At 66.0% G+C, this 23675-nt stretch carries 19 protein-coding genes; 5 read left to right on the forward strand and 14 right to left on the reverse strand.

Features of this window, described 5'->3' with window-relative positions; translation table 11 throughout:
• Positions 1-12: 12 nt before the first annotated feature.
• Positions 13-1011: an AraC-like ligand-binding domain-containing protein gene (locus HV753_RS29600; RefSeq protein WP_175178135.1), complete on the reverse strand. Its 999-nt coding sequence runs from the start codon at positions 1009-1011 to the stop codon at positions 13-15.
• A gap of 208 nt (positions 1012-1219) precedes the next feature.
• Between HV753_RS29600 and HV753_RS29605 the strand changes: the two genes are divergently transcribed.
• Entirely contained in the window at positions 1220-7348 is a 6129-nt protein-coding gene (locus HV753_RS29605; protein WP_175178136.1) for an autotransporter outer membrane beta-barrel domain-containing protein, read from the forward strand.
• A 3-nt stretch (positions 7349-7351) separates the two neighbouring features.
• Here HV753_RS29605 and HV753_RS29610 read toward each other — a convergent pair whose 3' ends face one another.
• Both HV753_RS29610 and HV753_RS29615 read right to left on the reverse strand, forming a co-directional pair.
• The gene (locus HV753_RS29610) at positions 7352-8380 is read right to left on the reverse strand and encodes an AraC family transcriptional regulator (protein ID WP_175178137.1); all 1029 of its coding nucleotides are present in this window, start codon (positions 8378-8380) and stop codon (positions 7352-7354) included.
• A 315-nt stretch (positions 8381-8695) separates the two neighbouring features.
• Positions 8696-9559: a pirin family protein gene (locus tag HV753_RS29615; protein ID WP_175178138.1), complete on the reverse strand. Its 864-nt coding sequence runs from the start codon at positions 9557-9559 to the stop codon at positions 8696-8698.
• A 166-nt stretch (positions 9560-9725) separates the two neighbouring features.
• Between HV753_RS29615 and HV753_RS29620 the strand changes: the two genes are divergently transcribed.
• From HV753_RS29620 to HV753_RS29635, 4 genes are all read left to right on the forward strand, one after another.
• Positions 9726-10262 carry a DNA-deoxyinosine glycosylase gene (locus tag HV753_RS29620; protein WP_175178139.1) on the forward strand — a complete coding sequence of 179 codons (537 nt, stop codon included), beginning with the start codon at positions 9726-9728 and terminating at the stop codon, positions 10260-10262.
• 111 nt (positions 10263-10373) lie between these two features.
• The gene (gene dsrO, locus HV753_RS29625; RefSeq protein WP_175178140.1) at positions 10374-11144 is read left to right on the forward strand and encodes a sulfate reduction electron transfer complex DsrMKJOP subunit DsrO; all 771 of its coding nucleotides are present in this window, start codon (positions 10374-10376) and stop codon (positions 11142-11144) included.
• Between the two features lie 19 nt (positions 11145-11163).
• Positions 11164-12198, forward strand: coding sequence for an NrfD/PsrC family molybdoenzyme membrane anchor subunit (nrfD, locus tag HV753_RS29630; protein WP_175178141.1), 1035 nt, complete (start codon positions 11164-11166; stop codon positions 12196-12198).
• A 52-nt stretch (positions 12199-12250) separates the two neighbouring features.
• Positions 12251-15475: a tetrathionate reductase subunit A gene (locus HV753_RS29635; RefSeq protein ID WP_175178204.1), complete on the forward strand. Its 3225-nt coding sequence runs from the start codon at positions 12251-12253 to the stop codon at positions 15473-15475.
• 43 nt (positions 15476-15518) lie between these two features.
• Here HV753_RS29635 and ccmI read toward each other — a convergent pair whose 3' ends face one another.
• The 11 genes from ccmI to HV753_RS29690 are packed head-to-tail and all read right to left on the reverse strand — an operon-like array spanning position 15519 to position 23661.
• Positions 15519-16811 (reverse strand): c-type cytochrome biogenesis protein CcmI, encoded by a 1293-nt coding sequence (gene ccmI / locus HV753_RS29640; RefSeq protein WP_175178142.1) that lies wholly within the window; start codon positions 16809-16811, stop codon positions 15519-15521.
• On the reverse strand, positions 16808-17287 hold the full coding sequence (locus HV753_RS29645) for a cytochrome c-type biogenesis protein (RefSeq protein WP_175178143.1): 480 nt from the start codon (positions 17285-17287) through the stop codon (positions 16808-16810). The genes ccmI and HV753_RS29645 overlap by 4 nt, the downstream gene beginning before the upstream one ends.
• Positions 17284-17805 carry a DsbE family thiol:disulfide interchange protein gene (locus tag HV753_RS29650; RefSeq protein ID WP_175178144.1) on the reverse strand — a complete coding sequence of 174 codons (522 nt, stop codon included), beginning with the start codon at positions 17803-17805 and terminating at the stop codon, positions 17284-17286. The genes HV753_RS29645 and HV753_RS29650 overlap by 4 nt, the downstream gene beginning before the upstream one ends.
• Positions 17805-19814, reverse strand: a complete 2010-nt coding sequence (locus tag HV753_RS29655; protein WP_175178145.1) for a heme lyase CcmF/NrfE family subunit — start codon at positions 19812-19814, stop codon at positions 17805-17807. Before HV753_RS29655 ends, HV753_RS29650 begins: the two co-directional genes overlap by 1 nt.
• Positions 19811-20272 carry a cytochrome c maturation protein CcmE gene (ccmE, locus tag HV753_RS29660; RefSeq protein ID WP_175178146.1) on the reverse strand — a complete coding sequence of 154 codons (462 nt, stop codon included), beginning with the start codon at positions 20270-20272 and terminating at the stop codon, positions 19811-19813. The genes HV753_RS29655 and ccmE overlap by 4 nt, the downstream gene beginning before the upstream one ends.
• The gene (gene ccmD, locus HV753_RS29665) at positions 20269-20439 is read right to left on the reverse strand and encodes a heme exporter protein CcmD (protein WP_175178147.1); all 171 of its coding nucleotides are present in this window, start codon (positions 20437-20439) and stop codon (positions 20269-20271) included. The genes ccmE and ccmD overlap by 4 nt, the downstream gene beginning before the upstream one ends.
• Positions 20436-21221: a heme ABC transporter permease CcmC gene (gene ccmC, locus HV753_RS29670; RefSeq protein ID WP_175178148.1), complete on the reverse strand. Its 786-nt coding sequence runs from the start codon at positions 21219-21221 to the stop codon at positions 20436-20438. The genes ccmD and ccmC overlap by 4 nt, the downstream gene beginning before the upstream one ends.
• An 8-nt stretch (positions 21222-21229) precedes the next feature.
• Positions 21230-21895, reverse strand: a complete 666-nt coding sequence (gene ccmB, locus HV753_RS29675) for a heme exporter protein CcmB (protein WP_175178149.1) — start codon at positions 21893-21895, stop codon at positions 21230-21232.
• Positions 21861-22544 carry a heme ABC exporter ATP-binding protein CcmA gene (ccmA, locus tag HV753_RS29680; RefSeq protein WP_175178150.1) on the reverse strand — a complete coding sequence of 228 codons (684 nt, stop codon included), beginning with the start codon at positions 22542-22544 and terminating at the stop codon, positions 21861-21863. The genes ccmB and ccmA overlap by 35 nt, the downstream gene beginning before the upstream one ends.
• Positions 22531-23169 (reverse strand): cytochrome c3 family protein, encoded by a 639-nt coding sequence (locus tag HV753_RS29685; protein ID WP_175178151.1) that lies wholly within the window; start codon positions 23167-23169, stop codon positions 22531-22533. The genes ccmA and HV753_RS29685 overlap by 14 nt, the downstream gene beginning before the upstream one ends.
• Positions 23170-23184: 15 nt before the next feature.
• Positions 23185-23661, reverse strand: a complete 477-nt coding sequence (locus HV753_RS29690) for a nitrate reductase cytochrome c-type subunit (RefSeq protein ID WP_175178152.1) — start codon at positions 23659-23661, stop codon at positions 23185-23187.
• Positions 23662-23675: the final 14 nt, after the last annotated feature.

Consider the following 23675-nt stretch of genomic DNA (forward strand, 5'->3'; position numbering starts at 1 on the left):
GGTTGATTGCCGTCACTTGCTGCGCGTTTGTTGCGGTGTTTCACCAAACGCCTGGCGGTAGGCCCGTGAAAACTCGCCCAGATGGGTAAAGCCGGAACGCGCCGCGATTTCACTGATTTTTTCCGCATTGCCCGTCTGCGACAAGGCTTGCCGGACGGCTTGCAGGCGCTGCATGCGCAGCCACTGCAACGGCGATTGCCCGCATTCGTCCTGGAACAGGGCCTGCAAGCGCCTAACGGACAGGCCGCAATGGCTGGCGACCATGGCCACCGGCAGGCGTTCGCCCAGATGTTCGTGCATATAGGTTTGCGCGCGGCGGATGGCCTGCGGCGCGGACGGCGGCGGCGCAGGCCACAGGTGCGCTGCCATGCTGTGCGGTTGGTGCAGCAGCAGGGTGGTGGCAACCAGCATCTCGGTTTGGGCCAGCAAGGCCGCTTGGGCGATGTTCTCGCCCTGACCCAGGCCTGAGCATCGCGCCACCCATTGCAGCATGGGCAGCAGCGCTTGCCAGCCAGCCGTATGCAAGGGAATGACCGCATCGAAACAGATGTCGGGCGCCTGCTCTTCGGTAGTCAGGCGCTGCCAGGCGTCGGCGATGGCCGATTGGTCAAGGCGCAGCAGAATCTGTTCGTAGTCGTGGCTGGCCTGGAAGTGAAATCTTCTGTCCGGGCTGATGAGAAAGGCTTTGTTCGGAGAAGCCTCTATGCGGTGTCCATCGAAATGCAGCACCGCCTTGCCCTGGGTGGGAAGCACCAGCAGGTAATAGCCGTCCAGGCACTGGCAATCTGGGTCGATGCTGATATCGGCCCCCTGCCCATGGGTGAGCCTGATCAGTGACAAGCGGCCGCAGGGGACCAGATCCAAGCCGCCATGGAGGAACCGTCCGCGAATGACGTCCAGCCGGTAGGAATTGAGTACCTGGCCAATCTGATGTCGCGCCTCGTCCAGATCGGCGGTATGCACGATCCGATGCTGCTCGAAAGGCACCTGGGCAAACAGGGTAGCGATCATCTGATTTCACATGTGCAGGGTGTCCACATGTTAATGGACAAATATCGCACCGCGAAAAAAAGTGCTTTTTCCCGATAGCCGATGGCGCAAAACCGATAGACGGTCGGGAGGGCTGGCATAACCATAGCGCGCTGTGCATGTCGCCCTGAAATCCGTGTGCGGGACTCGCTCTTGTAGTCACCGCCACGCACCCGCTGGAAGCCTGAAGATGAAACGAACTACACGCGCTGTCGCCTTATCCACCGCAGATAGCGGCTTGACAAGCGGGCGGCGCAAGGGATTCCTGCGCAGCTCGGCCTCGATGCTCGGCTTTTGTGCGAAGTCTTCGCTGGATGCGCGGCTGACGTTGTCGCCGCTATTGCTGTCGCTTGCGGTCATGAGCCCGGTTTATGCCGGCGATACGGTCTATGACTACACCGACGGGAGCCGTTCCTCGACCGCGGGTGGAAGCGAAAAGGGCAGCAATGGATCACCGAACATCGGGCAGAGCGGCGGATCGCCCGCCGGCGTGACGGTCGGGCTTACCGGGAGTTCGACGGGCGTGATCATCACCACCAGCAATGCCCCGGGGGTGCTGGCCAGCAGCACGGGCGGCGTAGGGAGCAATGGGGCGCCGGAAGAGGGCGACGATGGCTCCGGCGGGGGTAATGGCGGAGCGGGCGGAGACGTCAGCGTTACCGGGGCCGGCGCGGTCGGGCTCGCGGTATCGGGCGACAATGCGATTGGCGTTCAGGCAAGCTCCACGGGTGGGGCGGGCGGGTTTGCCGGGTCCGAAGGCGGTAATGCCGGCTTCCAAGGGGGCTACGGCGGGTCCGCCGGGAATGTGACGGTCGATTTTTCGCAAGGCTCTGGCGCGATCACCACGAACGGCGCCAGCGCGTTTGGCGTGTTGGCGGCCTCTATCGCGGGTAACACCGGCAGCAACGGCACCAATTTCATCACGCTCGACTTTGGGGACCAGGCAAATGGCCGCCATGGCGGCAACTCTGGCGTGGTCACTGTGACGACGGGCAGCGCCATGTCGATTCTGACCACGGGAACCAACGCCATCGGCATTGTCGCCCGCAGCGTCAGCGGCAATGGCGGCGATGGCACCTCATCCGCGGGGCCGATCAGCACCGGCAAGGGCGGGACGGGCGGGAACGGAGGCGTCACGCAAAACGTCTATGTGACCAATGCGGGTTTGATCGGCACGACCAACACGGGCGCCATTGGCATCTTCGCCCAGTCCGTGGCGGGCAGCGGCGGCGCCGGCGGCGATTCCCAGGACGTCGGAGGCAGTGATGCGGGCCAGGCCGGCAACGGTGGAACGCCTGGCGAAATCACCGTTGCCAATTCAGGAACGATTACCACCGCCGGCATCTATGCTCCAGGCATCCTGGCGCAATCCGTCTCGGGCGCCGGCGGCATCGGAGGCAGCGCGGCAGGCCTGTTTGATGCCAAGGGCGGCCAGGGCGGCAACACCCCGGACGGCGGCACGATCACTGTCAATCAATCGGGTGCGATCTCCACCACCGGCGCGAATTCCCAGGGCATCGTCGCGCAGTCTCTGGGCGGCGGCGGCGGCATGGGCGGCGACGCTGGCGGCATGATCGACATCGATGGCGGCACGGGGGGCACGGGTGGGAATGGCGGCACCGTCAGGATTGACAACCTTGGCGGCACCATCCGCACCAGCAACCAGCTTTCGCAAGGCGTGGTGGCGCAGTCGATTGGCGGGGGCGGCGGCATGGGCGGCGTGGCCACGGCTGCCGGGGCCATCGGCGCCAGCGCGATTGGCGGCAATGGCGGCGTGGCCGGGGCGGGGGGCTACGCGGAAATCACCACCAATGGCCTGGGACTGAGCGCTGCGGGCACGGCGTCAAGTGGTCTCATCGCCCAGTCGATCGGCGGCGGCGGCGGCGCGGGCGGGGGCGCCTATTCCACGTCCGCAGGGCCGCTGCTGGATATCGCCGTGGCGGTGGGTGGCACGGGCGGCTCCGGAGGCGATGGGGGCACGGCGATCGTCACGGTACAGAACTCCAGTATTACGACGGGCCAGGATGGCCAGGAGGTCACGATCACGAGAAACGGCGAGGTGACGACGGTAAACCTGCCTGCCGCGGATTCCCACGGTGTCGTCGTCCAGGCGATAGGCGGTGGCGGCGGCAATGGCGGAGCGGGTTCGGCTGCGTCATATGCCATCGCGATTCCCACGGGTTCGGAAACCCCCGGTGCGAACATTACTTTCTCCGGCGCGTTCTCGACCGGCGGTTCCGGCGGCACGGGCGGCGGTGGAGGGCAGGCGACCGGGACCATCAGCAACGCCTCCTCGATCACGACCGCAGGCGACGGCAGCATCGGCGCCATCGTCCAGTCGATTGGCGGCGGCGGCGGCAATGGCGGCGACAGCTCGGCCATGGCGAGCTCCATCGGCTACGGCATACCGATACCCTTCGTCAGTGGCAGCATCACGCCATCGACCAACGCCATCAATGTCTCGCATAGTGTCGGGGGCTCGGGAGGTTCGGGCGGCAATGGGGGAACCACCGTCTTCACGCTTGGCGACAGCGGTAGCACGACCTCGCGCATCATGACGTCCGGCGACGGGGGCATGGGCGCGCTGGTTCAGTCGATTGGCGGCGGCGGTGGCAATGGCGGCATCGGTAATGCCGCCGTCAAAAGCTGGTCGACCAGCCAGAACGCCGACTTCAGCATCGGCGTGGGGGGCAGCGGCAGCGCCGGCGGCGATGGCGGTTCGGTCACCGCCACGATCAACGCCAACGGCAACATCGTGACCCATGGCCACGGCGCGGAAGGGCTGCTTGCCCAGTCGATTGGGGGCGGCGGCGGCGTGGGGTCGGGCTCGGCCATCAATGTCACCGGGCTCAACACTTGGGCAGACGCCGTGGGCAATATTCCCACGGGTAGCGAGGTTGACGAGCACGGCAACAAGATCGCCGTCGGCATGAATGTCAACCGGACCATCAATGTTGCCGCCCAAAATGGTGGCGGTGGACACGCCAATACCGTTACCGTGACGCATAACGGAACCATTGCTACCGATGGGGGCGACGCGGCCGGCATCGTCGCCCAATCCATCGGAGGCGGTGGGGGTTCTGCCGGATCTGCCGGCGCCGACAGTTCAACGGGTGTGCTTCCGGGGGCGTCGGGGGCGTCCGTCCTGACGCAAACCGCGCTGGTTGACGCCGTGACGGTCACGGTCCCCATCACCCTGAACAGCACGATAAATTTTGGCACCGCCGGAGCCAATACTGGCAGCGCCGGCACGGTTAACGTCAACAGCACCGGCGGAACGATCACCACGCTGGGGGATTATTCCGCGGGCATCATCGCCCAGAGCATCGGCAGTGGCGGTGGTCGCGGCCGCGTCGTGACAGTGGGTGCTGAAACGGGCGGCGCGCTCGACAACGCCGCCAAACTGTCGGTCAAGACCGACATCACACTGGGAAGCAAATTTGAGGCAGTAGATTTCAATCCGTCGATCGGACATGGCGATGATGTGCAGGTCGTTCTGAGTGGCGCGTCGATCTCGACCGGCCAACCAGGCGCCAGTGGCTCATCGGCATCAACGCCTAACAGCGGCCTTCATGCCTATGGCATTCTGGCCCAGAGCATTGGCGGCGGTGGCGGCTTGGGGATTGACGGTTCAGTGGACCCCAATGGTTCGGCATTGCTGGGGATGACCGTGGATGTGGCGAGCGGCATTCTGGGTGCTGTCCAGGGCGGAACCGGAGGCCAGGTGACGCTGCGGGTCGGCCAGGGTGAAACCCGCATTACGACTCATGGGGATGGCGCCCATGGCGCATTGCTTCAGTCGATTGGCGGCGGAGGCGGAGTGGCCAATTTTGGTTCGTCCGCGAGTACCGTGCCAGAGGGTTCCACACGCCGCATCGGACTCGAGCTGGGCGCGGTGAGCTCCGCCCAGCAGGGCGCGTACGGGCCCGAACTCAATGGCGACACCGTTCAGGTTATCTATGATCAGGGCGCGGCGCTGAATATTGCGACCTCAGGCGTCGGCGCCTTCGGCATGCTGGCGCAGAGCATTGGTGGCGGTGGGGGACTGGTCGGCGTCAGCCAAGGCGTTGAGGTGGAATATGGCCGGATCGGGATGGCCGACGGAATTGCCAGCGAGGCGACGGGCAGCGGCGGCGCTGTGTCCGTGGCGCTTGCCGCAGGCACCACGATCATCACGACCGGCACAGGTAGCCACGGCATCGTCGCCCAGTCGATTGGCGGCGGCGGCGGTCTGGTCATGTCGTATCAATCTGGCGAGGTTCCCAAGCTCATCGGCACCTTTGACACCTTGGCGCCCACCTATGCGCAGGGAAACGCCGCTGCCGTCACCGTGTCCACCAATGGCCAGATCAATGTCGCAGGCGCAGGCGCCTATGGCGTGCTTGCCCAATCCCTGGGGGGCGGGGGCGGCATGTTCACGGTTGGCAGCAATGTCTACCTTGGTCAAACCCCGGCTGTCGGGAGCGAGGGCGCCTCGGGAGCCGTTGCAGTCACGGTTCAGGGCTCGATTGTCGCAAGCGGTGAAAATGGCATTGGCATCGTGGCGCAAAGCCAGGGACCCTCGGGCGATGGAACCGTCACGGTCAATCTGGGGGCGGGCAGCCCCGGCACGGTCATGGGGGGTTCTGGCGAACAAGGCGTCGGCATCCTGATCGCAGGCGGCAACAGCAGCAACAAGATCACCATCGGCCAGAATTCGTGGGTTGGGGCCTCGTCAGGCAGCGCCATCAAGGCGGTCGGCACGCAAGGCAGCCAGAAGGTCGATGTTGACAACCAGGGCCAGATCTACGGAAACACCTGGCTTCAAGGGGGCTCAATATCGGGCAATTTCCAGAACCCCACCGGGACTCCTCCCAGCGCGCAAAGCGGCACACTGACCAACTCTGGCTCTCTGATGGCCGTGCCAGGCAAGACGTCCTATATCGACGGGCACCTGGTTCAGACGGCTGCGGGCCGCATCGTTCCGCATCTGGACTATAGCAACGGCCTCAGCGGACAGTACGTCGTCACGGGGTCGGCCGTGCTGGATGGCACGATCGAACCCACGCTGGCCAGCGCGATGCCGAACAGGTTCCTGCCTGTGCTCAGGACGGAAGGGCCGACCACGGGGACCCTGCGCGCACCAGACAGTCCCTTGTTCGCATACACGGTGCGGCAGACCGGCAATCAACGCGACATGGCCATCACCGGCACGCACTTCAATGCTCCCGCGCTGGGGCTGAACAAGCACAAAGGCGAAGTGGCGCGCACGCTTGAGAACGTGTTCGCCTCGGGCAACGCCAACCTGGGAAGATTCTTCGCGGGCCTGGATGCCACGGCGCGGACGGACGTGGGCGCGTATCAAGACGCGATCGGGGAACTGTCGCCGCGCAGCACCATGACGCTGCTATCACGGGTGGCGGCCGATGCCTCGCGCATCGCCGATGCATCGATGAGTTGCCCCCAATTCGCTTCTGGCGCGGCGCAAGAGAACGCGATCTTGGTCGAAGGCGAATGCGCGTATCTGACCACGCGCGGCAACATCACGTCCCTGAGCGGCGATGCCGACCGCGGCTCGTCCCGATTGAAGTCGTTTGCCCTGCAAGGCGGCGGCCAGCGGGAAGTGCGGCCGGGCCTGTTGTTGGGCGGGTCGCTGGCGTACCAGGCCGATGATTTCAGCGGCCATTCCGATGGCGTGTCCGCGGATGGTAACAGCGTGCAAGGGGCCTTCACCCTGAAACAGAATCTGGGCGCCTGGCAGGCAAGCGGCGCGTTGTTCGGCAACTACGGTGAATACGACATCAAGCGCCGCATTGCCGCGCCCGGTTTTTCGGTGACAGCCAAGGGGGATGCGCCGATGTATTCGGTGGGCATCCGAGGCCGGCTGGCCTACACGGCAGGCACAGCGCAGCTGTACCTGCGCCCCTCGGTGAATCTTGACTTGATCCACACGGGCAGCGGAGCCTTTACCGAGAAGGGCGCGGGTGACTTGGGGCTGAAGGTGGCGTCCTCGACATACAACACGGCCGTGCTCACTCCTGAAATCGAGATCGGTGGCCGCACCGATCTCAAGGACGGAGGCGTCCTGCGCAGCTTTGCGCTCGCGGGGGTGAGCATTCGTTCCAACGATGACTGGCGCGGGCGCGCGTCGTTCGTGGGAGGCGAGCGTTCGCCCAGCTTCGGCATGCAGGCGCCTCTTGACCGGGTTGCGCTACGCCTGGGCGCCGGCGTCCAACTGTTTGCGAACGAGCGGGTGGATGTGCAGATTCGATACGATGCCGAGCTGGGAAGCGAGGCCAAATCGCACAATGCCATGGCGAAGTTCGCTTACCGCTTCTAGCCTTCATCCACAGCGGCGCAAGCTCTGGCTGGGGCTTTCGCCGTACCTTGCCTTGTAGCTGGCGCTGAAGCGGCCCATGTGCGCGAAGCCCCAGCGCAGCGCCACGCTGGCGATGTTGTGGCTATCGCCCGCCAGCAATTCGGCGCGCGCGCGCTCCATGCGCAAGTCACGCAGGTAGTGCATGGGGCTGACGTCCAGGAATTCCTTGAAGCCCGCGTACAGGCTGCGCACGCTGACGCCCGCAATGCGGGCAAGCTGCTCGGCGCTGATGGGCTCGTGCGCGTGAGCCTGTAGATAATCTTGCACGCTGCGCACGTGGCGCGGCAGTACCGCCGCGCGACGGCCTTGCGGCACACAGGTGTAGTTGTGCGGATGGGCCGACAGCAGGGTGGCGGCCACCAGCTGTTCCATCTGGTGCACGATGAGCTTGTGCATGGACAGGTTCGCGTGCTGCGACGAACAGTCCAGCAGGTAGGTCATCAGGCAGCGCCAGGCCGGGCATTCGCGCCAGCGGAATCCCAGCTGAAAGCGCAGCGGTCGGTCCAGCGCACAGCCCAGGCTGCCCACCAGCGTGCGCTCCAGCAGTGAACGGGCCACCCGCAGCATGAATTGATCGCTGTCGTCGCTCCAGCGCATGGCCAGGTCGTCGTCGGGGCTGACCACGGAGGCGACGTCGAACGTGGAGTCCACTTGTTGCGGGCCGCTGCTGATGCGGGCCGAACCGGACAAGGGCATCTGCACCAGAAAGAAGTCTTCCAGCGGGCCGGGCCGGATCTCGACCTGGGCACCGTAGCGCAGGCGGTTCAGCGAGACGTCGCCCAGCGCCTGGTGGTGCATGCGGGCGTCCAGCCGTTGCATCGCGCCGACCACGCCCAGATGGTGCGGCCGCATCACCCGGCCGACCATGGAGCGCGCTTCGTCCAGATCGCCTGAGGCGAACAGCTGCTGCGCGGGCAACCCCAGGACGGACTCGATGCGCGGCCCGGCGGGCGGCCAGGTCGTGCTGGTGGCGGACGGCATCGGGTTGAGCATGGCAGGGGTTTCCTTGCGGGTGTTCACATTCCCGGTTGGCGTGCGCCGCCATGGTCCCGGTTTGCCAGCGTCTGCGACGGGGTGGCGGCCTCCCGCGCGGGGGCCTTGAAGGCTTTGATAGTAAAGCTGTGCGGGGCCCGGCGGACTGGTGGAAAACCCGTCCCGGGACGGGGCAGGCTATCCGCTTTTTGCACCCGCTATCCACGGAATGCAGAAAACCGCGGCATGGGCCGCGGTTTTCCGTGGATGGCTTTGTCAGCCGTCAAAGACGAATGCTATGCCAGGGGCGGGCGACAAGACGCCCGCGCCATGACGTTAGTGCATCTTCCCGTAGCGGCCGGCATTGAAGTCCTGGATGGCTTCAACGATTTCCGCTTGCGAGTTCATCACGAACGGGCCGTATCCCACCACGGGCTCGTCGATCGGTTCGCCGCTAAGGATGAGGAACACGGCGTCGTTGTTGGCTTCGACCGTGATGTCTTCCCCGTCCTGCGAGAACAATGCCAATTGCGCGTCGCGGGCAACGGATTCACCGTTCACCATCACCGTGCCGCGCAGCATCACCAGCATGCTGTTGCGGCCAGCGGGGATGGGGAAGGTCGCCGCCTTGCCCCCGTTCAGGCGCACGTCCCACACGTCGATGGGCGTGAAGGTGCGCGCCGGACCCGTCTGGCCCGCGAATTGGCCTGCGATCAGCCGCAGCGAACCCGCGTCGTCAGGCAGCGGCACCACGGGGATGTCCGCATTGAGGATCCCCTGGTAACCCGGTGCCGCGGTCTTGTCCTTGGCAGGCAGGTTGACCCACAACTGCACCATCTCCAGCTCGCCACCCGATTGGGTGAACGCGGGGGAATGGAATTCCTCATGCAGGATGCCCGAGGCCGCCGTCATCCACTGCACGTCGCCGGGACCGATGACGCCACCGTTGCCGGTGGAATCGCGGTGCTCGACTTCGCCGCTATAGACGATGGTCACGGTTTCAAAGCCGCGATGCGGGTGCTGGCCCACGCCGCGCGGATGGTCGGCTGGCTCAAATTGAGCCGGGCCGGCGTAGTCCAGCAGCAGGAACGGGCTGACGTTCTTGCCTTTGTCGTTGTAAGAGAACATCGAGCGCACGGGAAAGCCGTCGCCGACCCAGTGGGGGCGGGGAGCAGCGTGCAAGCCGAGGATCTTCTTCATGGCGTCTATTCCTATTGCGCGGCCCCTGCGGGGCCGTTCGTCATAGGGTTAAAGATAAGGGCAGAACAGCGGTTTCGGTAGTCCCTGGGTTTGATAAGCAGTGTTCCATGTATCGGACGATGGCCGCGTTCGTTTCAGGCGCAATCCGCCAGGGTATTCTTTCGCGATGGAACAACACGTGGAAGCCGCGCCGCTTGAGCGCAACGATCAGGTCTGGGGTTTTTCCCCCGTCGCAACCCCCGCAGCCCGGGTACTGGTCCTGGGCTCCATGCCCGGGGTGGCCTCGCTCAAACAGGCCCGCTATTACGCCCACCCGCGCAACGCATTCTGGCCCATCGCCGCCCAGGTCCTGGGCTTTGATCCCCAGTTGGACTACCCCCGGCGCCTGCTTGCCTTGCAAGCCGCGGGCGTGGCCCTGTGGGACGTCCTGCAAGCCTGCGAACGCCCTGGCAGCCTGGATGCCAACATCCGTGGCGACAGTCTTGTTCCCAACGATTTCACCTCGTTTCTGCACGCCCATCCCGCCATCACCCGCATCTGCTTCAACGGCGGCAAGGCGGCGGCGCTGTACCGTCGCCACGTGTTGCCTGGTCTGGCCAGCGCCACGCTGGAATACGTCGATCTGCCATCCACCAGCCCCGCTCACGCGGCGGCGTCGTTCGAGCAGAAATTGGCTGCCTGGCGGCAAGCGTTGCGGCCGTAGGTCGTGATTTCGGGGGCTCTCTGTCCCCTAATTGATGCAAATCAACTTTCCATATAACCAGGAGTGATAAGTTAATAACAACAAAAAGTTACCAGTCCGGAGTTCCACGCAATGCCCCCTTCACCTGCCCCCCCTGAGCCTCCCCTAGCCGGAAAAAGAGGTTTCCTCAAAGGCCTTCTGGGCCTTGGCGCTGCCGCCACCATCATCCCCATCCATGCTGAAGCCACTGGCCTGAACGGCCAGCCGCCGCGCCGTCCCGGCATTCCCGGCAAGCGCTACGGCATGGTCGTCGACATGCGCAAATGCATCGGCTGCCAGTCCTGTACGGTCAGCTGTTCGCTGGAAAACCTGCCTCCCATCGGGCAGTTCCGCACGACCGTCCTGCAATACGAAGTGACGCCTGAAGATGGCAGTCCCTGTTCCATGGTGATGTTGCCTCGCCTGTGCAACCACTGTGACAACCCGCCTTGCGTGCCCGTCTGTCCCGTGCAAGCCACCTTCCAACGGGAGGACGGCATCGTGCTGGTCGACAACGAACGCTGCGTGGGCTGCGCCTACTGCGTGCAAGCCTGTCCCTACGACGCCCGCTTCATCAATCACGACACGCAGACGGCCGACAAATGCACGTTCTGCGAGCATCGCCTGGAAGCCGGCCTGCTGCCCGCCTGCGTGGAAAGCTGTGTGGGCGGCGCGCGCGTCATCGGCGACATGAATGATCCCGACAGCGCCATCTCCCAGTTGCTGGTCGAGCACAAGGCCGACATCAAGGTCTTGAAGCCCGAGATGAAGACCGATCCCCACGTCTATTACATCGGCTTGCCCGACGCATTCGTTCACCAGGTCGACGGCCAGGCTGGCGTGCGCCTGGCTGGCGGACATTGAGCCATCGAAGGGGATATTCATGCAGATCTCGGAATTGCTTACGCCGGTCTACGACGCCGCCTGGTTGCCTTGGGCGGTGCAGTACTTCTTTCTCATCGGCATCAGTGCCACCACCGCGCTGACCGCCGCCTGTGCCGCCTTCGGCGCGGCGGAGTCGCCCGCGCGGCGGCTGTTGCCCGCCGCCGCGACAGTGCTGCTGGTGACGGCCATCGCCGCGCCGGTGTCGCTACTGGCTGACCTGCATCAGCCCGGCAGGTTCTGGCACTTCTACGCGCATTTCACGCCCTGGTCGTGGATGTGGCTGGGCGCCTTGCTGCTGCCCGTGTTCGTGGGCCTGGCCGTGCTGTTCTGCGCGGCCTGGTGGTGGGGCCGCATTGCCTGGGTGCGCGTGCTGGGCGTGGCCCTGGCGCTGTCCGCCATGTCGATCCTGGTCTACACCGGCGCCGAAGTCATGGTGCTGCGTTCGCGGCCCTTGTGGCACACCGTGTTCCTGCCTGTGAACTTTGCGCTGACGGCCTGGATGGGCGCGTTGGGCGCCATGTTCCTGGTGGGGCGCTGGCTGCCGGGTGGCATGAAGGCCTTGCCGGTGGAATTGCTGCGCCAGCTGAGCCTGGCCGCGGTGGTGTTGATGGCACTGGGCGCGGGCGCCTGGGCCGTGCTGGGCACGCTGGGCGTGGACCCGTCGTTTGACGCGGCGTTGCGCCTGTTCGCGGATTTCCCGATCTGGCGCATCAGCCTGGCGGGCGCGGTCATCACGGCCTTTTGCATGATCGCGCTGTTGCAGCGCCCAGCGGCGGCGCTGGCGGCGCCGCTGCCCTCGGCCACGCTGGCGCTGACCCTGCTGGGCGCCGCGTGGATTTTCCGCTGGGTCGTATTCATGAGCGTGCAGGGCGTGCCCAAGTACGGCGCCGGCCTGTATCTGTACGACATGCCTTGGGGCAGCGACGGATTGCTGGGCATGGTCGGCGTGCTGGGCCTGTGCGTGGCGCTGGTCACCATGGTGACCTGGGCGCTGGAATGGTTCCCGGCCCGCGCGCGTGGGATGGCGGCTTGAACTGGGCGGTCTGAACCCGACCGCAAGACGAAAGCACATGGAAGACAAGGCAATGAACAAGCAACACACAGACGACAAGCCTGGCGCGGGCGCCAGTGGCGTGCCGGACACGCCGGCAGAGAATTCGAAAGATGACGTGCAGGATGCGGCGCGGCGCAAGCTGATGGTGCGTGGCGGCATGGTTGCCGGCGGCATGGCGGCATTTGCGGCCGGTTACGGTGAAACCGTCACCCGAGCAGTCAAGGGCCTGGCGCAGGGCACCGCGGGCGTGCCCACGGCGCATGCCGTGCGTGGCAATTCGCTGACGCCGGAATTCCGCATCGACCCGCTGACGGGCGTGCTAAGCGCGCAGCCCGGCCAGACGGTCAGCCCATCCAGCTGCCTGGGTTGCTGGACCCAATGCGGCGTGCGCCTGCGCGTGGACACGAAAGAGAACCGCATTCTGCGCGTGGCGGGCAATCCGTACCATCCGCTGGCGACCACCCGCCCCGCCGCCATGGAAACGCCGGTGCGCGAGGTCTATGCGCAGTTAGGCGGCGACAACGGACTGGAAGGCCGCGCGACCTCGTGCGCGCGCGGTTCGGCCATGCTGGAGCAGATGAGCAGCCCGTTCCGCGTGCTGCAACCGATGAAGCGCGTGGGCGGACGAGGCGAGGGCAAGTGGGAAAGCATCACGTTCGAGCAACTGGTGCAGGAAGTGTGCGAAGGCGGTGACCTGTTCGGTGAAGGGCATGTGGAAGGTCTGCGCGCCGTCTTCGACCGCGACACGCTGCTGGACCCCGACAATCCCGAGTACGGCGCCAAGGTCAATCAGTTCCTGTTCACGGACGCCTCCAACGAAGGCCGCACGCCGTTGATCCAGCGCTTTGCCGCGCAATCTTTCGGCACGGTCAACTTCAGCAACCACGGCTCTTACTGCGGACAGAGCTTCCGCGTGGGCGCGGGTGCCGCGTTGGGGGATTTGAAGGGCATGCCGCATGGCAAGCCCGATTGGGACAACGCCCGCTTTGGACTGTTCATCGGCGCGTCCCCGGCGCAAGCGGGCAATCCGTTCCAGCGCCAGGCCCGCCAGTTGGCCGAAGCGCGCGTGCGGCCGGAAGCCGAGAGCTTCACCTACGTGGTCGTGTCCCCCATGCTGCCCGCATCCTCCAGTCTGTCGGCGGGGCCGGGCAACGAGTGGCTGCCGGTGAATCCTGCTGGCGACCTGGCACTCGCGATGGGGCTGATCCGCTGGATTCTGGACCACGAACGTTTTGATGCACGGATGCTGGCGCAGCCCGGTCCCAACGCCATGAAGGCGGCGGGCGAGGCCGCCTGGACCAACGCCACGCATCTGGTGGTGGCGGAACCCGGCCATCCGCGTCTGGGCAGTTTTGTGCGGGGCGCGGACCTGGGCTGGCCACGGCCGGCCGACGCCGACGAAAAATGGGAAGACGTCTACGCCGTGCGCCTGGAAGACGGCACGCTGGCGCCGCACACGGCCGAGGCATCCGCGACGGTGTTCGTGGACGAGCGCATCGCCGTGCCCGGCATGGCGGGCGGCGCCCAGACGGTGCGCGTCTGTTCGTCGCTGGCGCTGCTGCGCGAGGAATCGCACCGCAAGTCGCTGGACGAATACGCTGAGCTAAGCGGCGTGCCGGCGGCCAAGATCGCCTCGCTGGCCGAACGCTTCACCAGCTATGGCAAGCGCGCGGTGGCGGACGCGCACGGCGGCACGATGAGCGGCGCGGGCTTCTACACGGCCTACGCCATCGCCATGCTCAATACGTTGGTGGGCAACCTGAACGTGGACGGTGGCCTGGTGTTGGACGCGGGTCCGTTTCCGCCCTATGGGCTCGGGCCGCGCTACAACATCGCCGGCTTTGCCAACAAGGCCACGCCCAAGGGCGTCGCCTTGTCGCGCAACCGGTTCCCGTATGAGAAGTCCAGCGAATTCAAGCGCAAGAAGGCGGCGGGGCAACCGGCGTATCCGGCGTCGGCGCCCTGGTATCCCGCCACGGGCGGTCTCAGTTCCGAGATGCTGGCGTCCGCCTTGGCGGGTTATCCATACCGCGCCAAGGTCTGGTTCAACCACATGAGCAACCCGATCTACGGCATTGCGGGCTTGAAGAGCGTGATCACCGAAAAGATGAAAGATCCGCGCATCCTGCCGCTGTCGGTGTCGATCAACCCGTTCATCAATGAAACCAATGCGCTGGCCGATTACATCGTGCCGGATACCGTCACCTACGAAAGCTGGGGCGTATCCGCGCCCTGGGCCGATGTGGTTGCCAAGGCGTCCACGGTGCGCTGGCCCGTGGTGCAGCCGCGCGTGGCACGCACGGCCACCAATGAACCGGTCTGCCTGGAGACCTTCCTGATTGCCTGCGCCAAGCGCCTGGGCATGCCGGGTTTTGGCGACAACGCGATCTCGGACAAGGATGGCGCCAAGTATGCGCTGGACACGCCCGAGGACTTCTTCCTGCGCGGCATGGCCAACATCGCGTTCTCGGCCGGCCGGGCCGTGCCCGAGGCCACTGATGACGACATGACGATGACGGGCGTGGATCACTATCGCAGCCTGTTGCAGCAAAAGCTCAAGCCCGGTGAATGGCGCCAGGTTGCCATGTTGATGAGCCGGGGCGGCCGGTTCGACAAGATGGAGGACGCCTGGGTCGACAAGGGCCAGCACCGGCATACACGCCATGCCCATGCCAAGCCCTTGCAGGTATGGAGCGAGGAACTGGCGGGCTTTCGCCACGCCATGACGGGCGAACGCTATAGCGGTTGTCCGACCTGGTATCCGGCACGGCTGGCGGACGGCCGCGACATCAGGGTGGAATACCCGGCGCAACAGTGGCCCTTCCTGCTGAGCTCGTTCAAGTCGAATCTGATGAGTTCCCTGTCCATCGGCGTGAACCGCTTGCGCCAGGTGCATCCGCACAATCCCGTGTCGATCAACCGGCAGGATGGCGAACGGCTGGGCATCCGCAACGGCGACGCCGTGCGCATCGTGACGCCAGGCGGCGCGGTGACGGGGCTGGCCTTGCTGCGCGACGGCATCCAGCCCGGCGCGGTGGGCATCGAACACGGCTACGGCCATACCGAGCTGGGTGCGCGCGCCCATGTGGTCGACGGCAAACCCATGCCGCACGACCCTGCGCTGGCCGCGGGCGTCAACCTGAACGATCTGGGTTTTGGCGATGTCACGCGGGGCGAACACGCCAACGTCTGGATCGACTGGGTGTCCGGCGCCGCCGTGCGCCAGGGCCTGCCGGCGCGGATCGAACGGGTCTAGGCCTGGATCATCCGGCCCGGTTTGGGGCCGATGCCACGGTGCTTCAGCGCACCACGGTGTCGGCCACCAGTTCCAAGCCGTCCGCGTGGATGCCGACATCAGGCAGCACGCCGCTCAGGTCTCCGGGCCGGGCGGCGGCCGTGCCTGAGCGGCTGATACGGATCTCCACCCGCACCTTGCTGGCCTTTGACAATGTGGCGTCCGGAGACATGGCGCTGCTGTCGTCCAGCACAAAGGTACGCGGTAGGTCCGATACGCGCCATTGCAGGATGGCCAATGGCATGCGCGACCCCTCGACTGGCCGCGCCAGGATGAAGACGGTATCGCCGGGCTGCACCTGGCTGCGCAAGGCGTCGGCAATGCGGGCTTGTCCGCTGATGCGGGCGGCGCCGCTGGCGGGCTTGGCCATGGACGCCGGGTTCGGCGCTGAAGTCGGTGCTGCGGCCGTGTTGGCGCCGGGCGTTGATGCCGGGGCGGGTGGCGTGCCTGATGCCATCGCACGGGCTTGGGCGATATTGGATTGGATCTGCTGCGCGGCTTCGGAGTCAGGCGGCAGCAGGGCTTGCAAGCGTTCCCAGTGGGCCAGCGCCTCGGCGGCGTCACCGCGCCGCAACGCCATCATGCCCGCCAGCGCCAAGGCCTTGGGTTGGTCTGGCTGGGCGGCCAGTGCTTGCGCGACCGCGGCGATCGAATTGGCGTCCGGCGTACCCTGATTCGCCGATAGCAGCGCGTCGGCCATGTCGGCCAACACGGCGGGTTGTCCCGGCACCAGCCGCAGCACCTGCTGATAGGCGGCCACCGCGTCGTTGTAGCGGCCCAGCGTCTCATAAGACCGTGCCAGCGTGTACCAACCGTCGGCGTCGTCCGGTGCGCCGCGCAGGCGCTGCGCCAACGCATTGATGGCCAGGGCCATGTCCTCGCCGGCGTCCTCGGCATGGGGTTCGGCGGCGCGCGCCATGACGGTATCGGCGGCCGCGCGCGGATTGCCCAGCTTGCCATAGAGCAGCACGGCCGCCACGGGGATCAGCACGCTAAGCAGGCAGGCGGTTGCCACCCCCGCGCGCTGGCCCCGTAGGGGCGCGGCCTGGTGCTGGCGCAGGGCCAGGTCTTGCAACAGGTCGCGCTGCAATTCCTCTTCCGCGCGCGCTTGCGCGTCCGCGCTCAGGCTGCCATTGCGCAGGTCGCGCCGCAATTGTTCGCGCTGCGCCAGGTAGAACGCGCGCACATTGTCGCTGGATGCGGGGTCCGTGGACGGCGCGCGCCGCACCAGCGGTGGAATCAGGCACAGCAATGTTGCCAGCAGCAGCAACAGGACGACGATCCACAGCGTTGTCATGATCCGGTATCCAGAAAACGGGCGGCGCGGGCGCGTTCATCGGCGGTCAAGGGCGCGCGGCGGCCGGATCGGCGCTTCAAGGTGCGCAGCAATACCCAGAAGCCCAGCGCCAACAGGGCGAATGGGCCCAGCCACAACAGCCAGGTGATGGGTTTGAAGGGCGGGTCATATCGCACGAAATCGCCGTAGCGGTCTTCAAAGAAGCGCATGATCTGCGCGTCGCTGCGGCCGTCGGCCAGCTGGGCGTGGATCAGGTTGCGCATATCGTGCGCCAGCGGTGCATTGGAATCAGCCAGTGTCTGATTCTGGCAGACCAGGCAGCGCAAGCCGTGCGCCAGTTTGTCGGCGCGTTGTTGGTCTGCGGGTGACAGCGCGGGCAGGGCGGGCGACGGTTCCGCCGCCCATGCCTGACCCGTCGTCAGAAGCAGCGTCAGCCCCAGCAACACGATGGCCAGAAGCTGGCGTGGCGCGCTCATCGCAACCCCTCGATCAAGGGCTGGATCCGGGTGCGCCAGATGTCGGGCGTGATCAGGCCCAACTGCTTGTAGCGGATACGGCCATCGCCGTCGATCACAAAGGTCTCGGGCACGCCATAGACGCCATATTCGATGCCGACGCGCCCGTCCGTGTCGCTGGCCGAGGCGATGTACGGATTGCCGTTGCGGGCCAGCCAGACCAGCGCATCTTCAGGCTTGTCCTTGTAGTTCAGCCCGTACAGCGGAATGCCATGCCGTTGGGCGACATCTTTGAGCACGGGCAATTCTTCGCGGCATGGCGCGCACCACGACGCCCATACGTTCAGCAGCCAGACCTTCCCGCGCAGCGACTGCACGTCCAGCCGTTGCTCGGGGGCTTGCAGCAGCGGCAGGCCGATGGCGGGGGCAGGCTTGTCGATCATGGCGGAAGGCACCGCGCGCGGATCTCGCGACAGGCCCATCGCCAGGAACACGGCCATCGCCACGAACACGCCCAACGGCAGCAGGTAGCGCAGCATCAATACCCCTCCCGTGGCGTATGGGCGGACGGCGCCATGCCGGTCTGGGGCTGACGTGCCAGGGCCTCTTGCATGCGACGGTAGCGCTTGTCGCTGGCGGCCAGCAGGCCGCCCAGGGCCATCAACAAACACCCCGACCAGATCCACGTCATGAAGGGCTTGACCTGGATGCGCACGGTCCAGGCGTTGCCGCCCACGGGTTCACCCAGCGCCACGAACAGGTCGCGGGTAAATCCGCTGTCGATGTCGGCCTGGCTTAGCGCCATGTCCTGCACGGTGTACAGGCGCTTTTCGGGATACAGCGTCACGACAGGCTTGCCATTGCGCGCGACGGGGAACACCGCGCGCTGCGCGCTGTAGTTGGGGCCGGTGGCAGGGGCCAGGCTGGCAAAGGTGAATTGATAGCCGCCCGCTTCCTGCGTGGCGCCCAATTCCATGCGCAGTTCGTGTTTGACCTCATAGCCGTTCGCCAGCGTGACGCCGGCGATGAAAATGCCCACGCCGGCATGCGCCAGCAGCATGCCATACCAGGCGCGCGGCTGACGGCCCAGGCGGCGCAGCCATTGACCGCCGCCGTCGTTCAGGCGCTGCCAGGCGTGCGCGGCGGCGCTGGCAACCGACCATGCCGCCAGCCACAGGCCCAGCACGATCATGGGCGAGCCCAGCCGCAGCGGGCCTGGCATCGCCAGCGGCAGCAATACCGCAGTGGCCACGCTGACCCCGAACGCGGCGCGCAGCCGCCGGCCCAGCTCTGGCACTTCGGCCTGTTTCCAGCGGGCCATGGGACCCACGCCCATCAGGAAGATGGCGGGCGTCATCAACGGCACGAAGACGGCCTCGAAGTAGGGCGGGCCGATGGATATCTTGCCCCAATCCAAGACGTCCAGCACCACCGGGTACAACGTGCCCAGCAGCACCGAGCCCGCCGCGACGGTCAGGACGACATTGTTCGACAGCAGCAGGGATTCCCGGGACAGCAACGAAAAGCCGCCGCCCAGTCCAACCGTCGGCGCGCGCCAGGCGTAAAGCGTCAGGGACCCGCCCACGATCACCGTCATGAAGGCCAGGATGTAAAGGCCCCGGCCCGGGTCCACCGCGAAGGCGTGGACAGAGGTCAGCACGCCCGAACGCACCAGGAAGGTACCCAGGATGCTGAGTGAAAACGTGCAGATCGCAAGCAGTACCGTCCAGCTGCGGAACGCGCCACGACGCTCGGTCACGATCAGCGAGTGGATCAGGGCGGTGCCCGCCAGCCATGGCATGAATGAGGCGTTCTCCACCGGATCCCAGAACCACCATCCCCCCCAGCCCAGCACGTAGTAGGCCCAGGCGCTGCCCAACAGAATGCCGACGGTCAGGAAGGTCCAGGCAGCCAGCGTCCAGGGCCGGACCCAGCGCGCCCACAGCGCATCCAGTTCGCCCGACAGCAGTGCGGCGATGGCGAAGGCGAAGGCCACGGAGAATCCCACGTAGCCCATGTAGAGCATCGGGGGATGCACGATCATGCCGGGGTCTTGCAACAGCGGGTTCAGGTCGCGGCCGGCCATGGCCGGCGGCATCAGCCGTTCAAAGGGATTGGACAGAAACAGCAGGAACAGCAGAAAGCCCACGCTGATCCAACCCATCACGGCCAGCACGCGCCCGGCGAAAGCCAGGGGCAGGCGGCGGCTGAACACGGCGACGGCCAAGGTCCAGGCCGTCAGCAGCAGCAGCCACAGCAGCAGCGATCCTTCGTGTCCGCCCCAGACCGCCGCGAAGCGGTAGGCGGCAGGCAGGTCAGCATGGGAGTTGCCCGCCACGTACAGCACCGAGAAATCGTTGTGCACAAAGGACCATGCCAGGCAGCCGAAGGCCAGCGCGGTCAGGCAGAACTGTCCCACGGCGGCCGGCCGCGCCATCCGCAGCCCGGCCTGCCAACCGGTGGCGGCTCCGATCAGCGGCAGGGTGCCCAGCGCCAGCGCCGTCAGCAGGGCCAGGATCAGGCAGAACAGTCCGATCTCGGGAATCATCGGGCCTCCGTCTGCATCGTGTTGGCGGCAGTGGCCTGGCCGGCGCGCTTTAGCGCATCAGCGGCCTCGGGCGGCATATAGTTTTCATCGTGCTTGGCCAGCACTTCGGTGGCGCGGAACACGCCGTTCGCATCCAGCTTTCCTGCCACGACCACTCCTTTTCCCTCGCGGAACAGATCGGGCAACAGGCCCTGATAGGCCACCGGCACGGTGTGCGCCGTATCCGTCACGATAAAGCGCAAGGTCAGTCCGTCGGCTTCGCGGCGCACCGACCCTTGTTCCACCAGTCCGCCCACGCGGAAAGTGCCGCTATGCGGCGCCTCCTTGGCCACGACCTGGCTGGGGCTGAAGAAGAACACCAGATTGGATTGCAGCGCATTGAGCACCAGCGCGGTTGCCAGCGCAAGCAGGCCCAATCCGCCAGCGATTGCCAAGGCGCGGCGTTTGCGCGGGGTCATTGGGGCTCCCTGGTGTTACCGGGCTGATCACGGCTGGCCAGGCGTCGGGCGCGGGCGCGACGCCACAACACCAAGACCTCCAGGCCCATCAGCACGAACGTCACGCCGTAGGCGCCCAGGATGTAAGGGCCGTGGCCCTGCAAGGAAAACAGCGCATCCCAGCTCATCGGGCCTCCTTGCCATGCCTGCGCAGCGCACCGGGTTCGCGTTGGGCGATCAGGCCGCGCACGCGCGCCAGCGCCGTCGCCGCGCCATACAGCCAAAACGCGGCCACCATCAGCAGCATGGCGGCGATCATGATGCGGGCCATGCTGGGCGCGGAGGTCAAGTTGATGGACGCCCCTTGGTGCAGCGTGCTCCACCATTGCACCGAGAAATAGATGATGGGCACGTTGACGACGCCCGCCAGCAGCAGAATGGCGCCGCCGCGATCGGCCCGCTGGGCATCGTCGGTGGCGGATTGCAACGCCATGAAGCCCAGGTACAGAAACAGCAGGATCAGTTCCGAAGTGAGGCGCGCGTCCCACACCCACCATGTGCCCCATGTCGGCTTGCCCCAGAGCGCGCCGGTCCACAAGGTCAGAAAGGTGAAGAGCGCGCCCGTCGGTGCCAGTGCGCGCATCATCATGAACGACAGCCGCGTGTTGAAGACAAGGCCCAGCGCGGCATACAGCGCCATCACCAGATACAGGAACATGGACATCCACGCTGCCGCCACGTGGATGAAAAGAATGCGGTAGACCTCGCCTTGCTGGCTGTCGCTGGGCGCCACGACCAGCCCCACGTACAGGCCCGCGCAAGCGAACAGGGCGGCCGCCACTGCCAGGAAGGGAATCAGCCGGCCGGCCAGGGGGTAGAACACGGCGGGCGACGCATAGCGCATCCAACCCGTGCCGGACGCCGTGGGCGCGGCAGCGTAGGGGGGATCGAAGGCAGATTGCTTTTGCATGGGGCCTCTTAGTCCAGCGCCACGCGCAGCGCGGCGGACGCGCTCCAGGGGCATAGCAGGATCGCCAGGCACAGGCACGCACCCAGCAACGACAACTGCGGCGCGGCGCCCAGGCCCGCATGGGTGGCGGACACGGCGCCTGCGCCGAAGATCAGGACCGGCACGTACAACGGCAGCACCAGCAGCGGCAGCAATGCACCGCCACGCAGGCCCAGCGTCAGCGCGGCGCCCAGTCCGCCCACCAGCGCCAGCGTGGGCGTGCCCAGCAGCAGGGACAGGACCAGCACGCCGATGGCTTTCGCGGACAGACCGAATTGCAGCGCCAGGACAGGGCTGGCCAGAATCAAGGGCAGGCAGGCGCTGAACCAGTGGGCGGCCAGCTTGACGCCCACCAGCATCGGCAGCGGGTGCGGCGACACCAGCAATTGCTCCAACGCGCCGTTGTCGTAGTCGGATGCGAACGGGCGGTGCAGGCTTAGCAAAATGCCCAACAATGCGCAGACCCACAGCACGCCTGGCCCGATCGCCAGCAGCAAGGCGGGATCGGGGCCAACCGCCAGCGGGAACATCGAGCCCGTGACGATGAAGAACAGCGTGGCGCCCAGCGTATCCGCCGGCCGCCTCCAGGCCAGCCGGATATCACGTAGTGCCAACTGAGACAGCGTAGCCAGCATCCGCGTAGTCATCCATGTTCAGGGTTTGCGTGCGCGCGACGGCAGTGCTGGGTGTGCGGTGCGAGGCCATCACGACCGCGCCGCCCGCGTTCAGGTGTGTGTCCAGCGTGGCCCACAGCAGCTCCAGGCTGGCCGTGTCCAGCCCGGCATCGGGTTCATCCAGCAGCCACAACGGCTTGCCGCCCAGCACGACGGCTGTCAGGGCCAGCCGGCGGCCTTGACCCTGGGACAAGCGTGCCGCCGGGGTGTGCAGGCAGCCGTCCAGGCGCCAGGCCCGCAAGCCCGCCGCAATCGCGTCGTCATCTTTTGGCGTGCCGGCCACGTACAGACCGCAGCGCAGATTCTCCAGGGCGGTCAACTCGGCCGACAGGCCGTTGGCGTGGCCCAGGAATGCCACGCGCGCAAAGTAGCCGGCCGGGTCGCGCCGGACATCCTGACCCCGTGACCGCAGCGTGCCATCGCGGGGGCGCAACAGCCCCGCCAGCGTGCGCAGCAGGCTGGTCTTGCCGCTACCGTTGGCGCCATGCACGTGCAGGAGTTGGCCCGCGTGCAGATCGAAATCCACCGGGCCCAGTCCGTCGGGCCCGCCGCGCCGGCTGCGCAGCCCGCAGGCGGCGAGCATGGGCGGGGGAACGTCAGCGGGCCGCATTCGCGACCTCTTTGGGCGCCCGACCCGGCGGCGTCGCATCAGAGGTCTGGCCAGGCGGGATGTGCGGCAAGGTATGGGCGATGCCCTTGTGGCAATCGATGCAGGTCTTGCTCTTGTCCGCCAGGTAGGTGGAATGCATGTTCTGCGCGCGCACGCTCTGGCGCGTGAAGTCCATGTATTCGTAGTTGTGGCAGTTGCGGCATTCCAGCGAGTCGTTGGCCTTGAAGCGCGCCCATTCGTGCTGGGCCAGTTCCAGGCGCTTGTCCACGAACTTTTCGCGCGTGTCGATGGTGCCGAAGATCTTGCCCCACACTTCCTTGGACGCCTGCATCTTGCGGGCGATCTTGTCCGTCCAGTTATGCGGGACGTGGCAGTCCGAACACAGTGCGCGGACGCCCGAACGGTTGGTGAAGTGAATGGTGCCTTTCAGTTCCGCATACACGTTGTCGCGCATTTCGTGGCAGCCCGTGCAGAACTTCTCGGTGTTGGTCAGTTCCATCGCGGTGTTGAAGGCGCCCCAGAACAGGATGCCGCCGATGAAGCCGCCAATCGTCAGAAAGCCCAGGCTGAAATGCACGCTGGGGCGGCGGATGATGTTCCAGTAGCGCTTGAGGAGCTTGAACATGGCGGCATCCCATCCTTACTTCTTGTCGGTCGCAGGTGCCGTCAGGCGCTTGAGAATCACGTCGATATCCTGATAGGTGTTGGACACCAGCGGTTTGGCTTCGGCTTGCGGCACATGGCATTGCACACAGAAATAGCGCCGCGGCGACACCTCGGCCAGCACGTTGCTGTCGCGGTCCATGTAGTGCGTGACGCTCAAGGGAGGCGCCTGGGTTTCCTCGGTATTCACCCGTGCATGACAGGCCAGGCAGCGGTTGTAGTTCTTGTCGATCTGATAGCCGTCGATCTTGTGCGGGATGGTGGGCGGCTGCATCGAATACGTGCGCATCCGCTTGATGTCCTTGTTCTCGATCGGGCTGATCAATGGCGGGTCGGTTTCCTCGGCGATGGGGGTGGGTCCGCGCATGGGGTCTTCGACCTCCAGCGGCGGGGCGGCCCAGGCGGCCGAACTCAGCAGTAGGCCGATGGCGATGGCGGCGGCGCGTATGTTCATGGCTGTCTCCCTGG

It is taken from the genome of Achromobacter pestifer, assembly GCF_902859625.1.
In the GTDB taxonomy this organism is placed as follows: domain Bacteria; phylum Pseudomonadota; class Gammaproteobacteria; order Burkholderiales; family Burkholderiaceae_B; genus Achromobacter; species Achromobacter pestifer.

Coding starts and splice junctions, on each gene's coding strand:
- HV753_RS29600 (WP_175178135.1), bottom strand. CDS start 1,011: ATGATCGCTACCCTGTTTGCCCAGGTGCCTTTCGAGCAGCATCGGATC.
- HV753_RS29605 (WP_175178136.1), top strand. CDS start 1,220: ATGAAACGAACTACACGCGCTGTCGCCTTATCCACCGCAGATAGCGGC.
- HV753_RS29610 (WP_175178137.1), bottom strand. CDS start 8,380: ATGCTCAACCCGATGCCGTCCGCCACCAGCACGACCTGGCCGCCCGCC.
- HV753_RS29615 (WP_175178138.1), bottom strand. CDS start 9,559: ATGAAGAAGATCCTCGGCTTGCACGCTGCTCCCCGCCCCCACTGGGTC.
- HV753_RS29620 (WP_175178139.1), top strand. CDS start 9,726: ATGGAACAACACGTGGAAGCCGCGCCGCTTGAGCGCAACGATCAGGTC.
- dsrO (WP_175178140.1), top strand. CDS start 10,374: ATGCCCCCTTCACCTGCCCCCCCTGAGCCTCCCCTAGCCGGAAAAAGA.
- nrfD (WP_175178141.1), top strand. CDS start 11,164: ATGCAGATCTCGGAATTGCTTACGCCGGTCTACGACGCCGCCTGGTTG.
- HV753_RS29635 (WP_175178204.1), top strand. CDS start 12,251: ATGAACAAGCAACACACAGACGACAAGCCTGGCGCGGGCGCCAGTGGC.
- ccmI (WP_175178142.1), bottom strand. CDS start 16,811: ATGACAACGCTGTGGATCGTCGTCCTGTTGCTGCTGCTGGCAACATTG.
- HV753_RS29645 (WP_175178143.1), bottom strand. CDS start 17,287: ATGAGCGCGCCACGCCAGCTTCTGGCCATCGTGTTGCTGGGGCTGACG.
- HV753_RS29650 (WP_175178144.1), bottom strand. CDS start 17,805: ATGCTGCGCTACCTGCTGCCGTTGGGCGTGTTCGTGGCGATGGCCGTG.
- HV753_RS29655 (WP_175178145.1), bottom strand. CDS start 19,814: ATGATTCCCGAGATCGGACTGTTCTGCCTGATCCTGGCCCTGCTGACG.
- ccmE (WP_175178146.1), bottom strand. CDS start 20,272: ATGACCCCGCGCAAACGCCGCGCCTTGGCAATCGCTGGCGGATTGGGC.
- ccmD (WP_175178147.1), bottom strand. CDS start 20,439: ATGAGCTGGGATGCGCTGTTTTCCTTGCAGGGCCACGGCCCTTACATC.
- ccmC (WP_175178148.1), bottom strand. CDS start 21,221: ATGCAAAAGCAATCTGCCTTCGATCCCCCCTACGCTGCCGCGCCCACG.
- ccmB (WP_175178149.1), bottom strand. CDS start 21,895: ATGCTGGCTACGCTGTCTCAGTTGGCACTACGTGATATCCGGCTGGCC.
- ccmA (WP_175178150.1), bottom strand. CDS start 22,544: ATGCGGCCCGCTGACGTTCCCCCGCCCATGCTCGCCGCCTGCGGGCTG.
- HV753_RS29685 (WP_175178151.1), bottom strand. CDS start 23,169: ATGTTCAAGCTCCTCAAGCGCTACTGGAACATCATCCGCCGCCCCAGC.
- HV753_RS29690 (WP_175178152.1), bottom strand. CDS start 23,661: ATGAACATACGCGCCGCCGCCATCGCCATCGGCCTACTGCTGAGTTCG.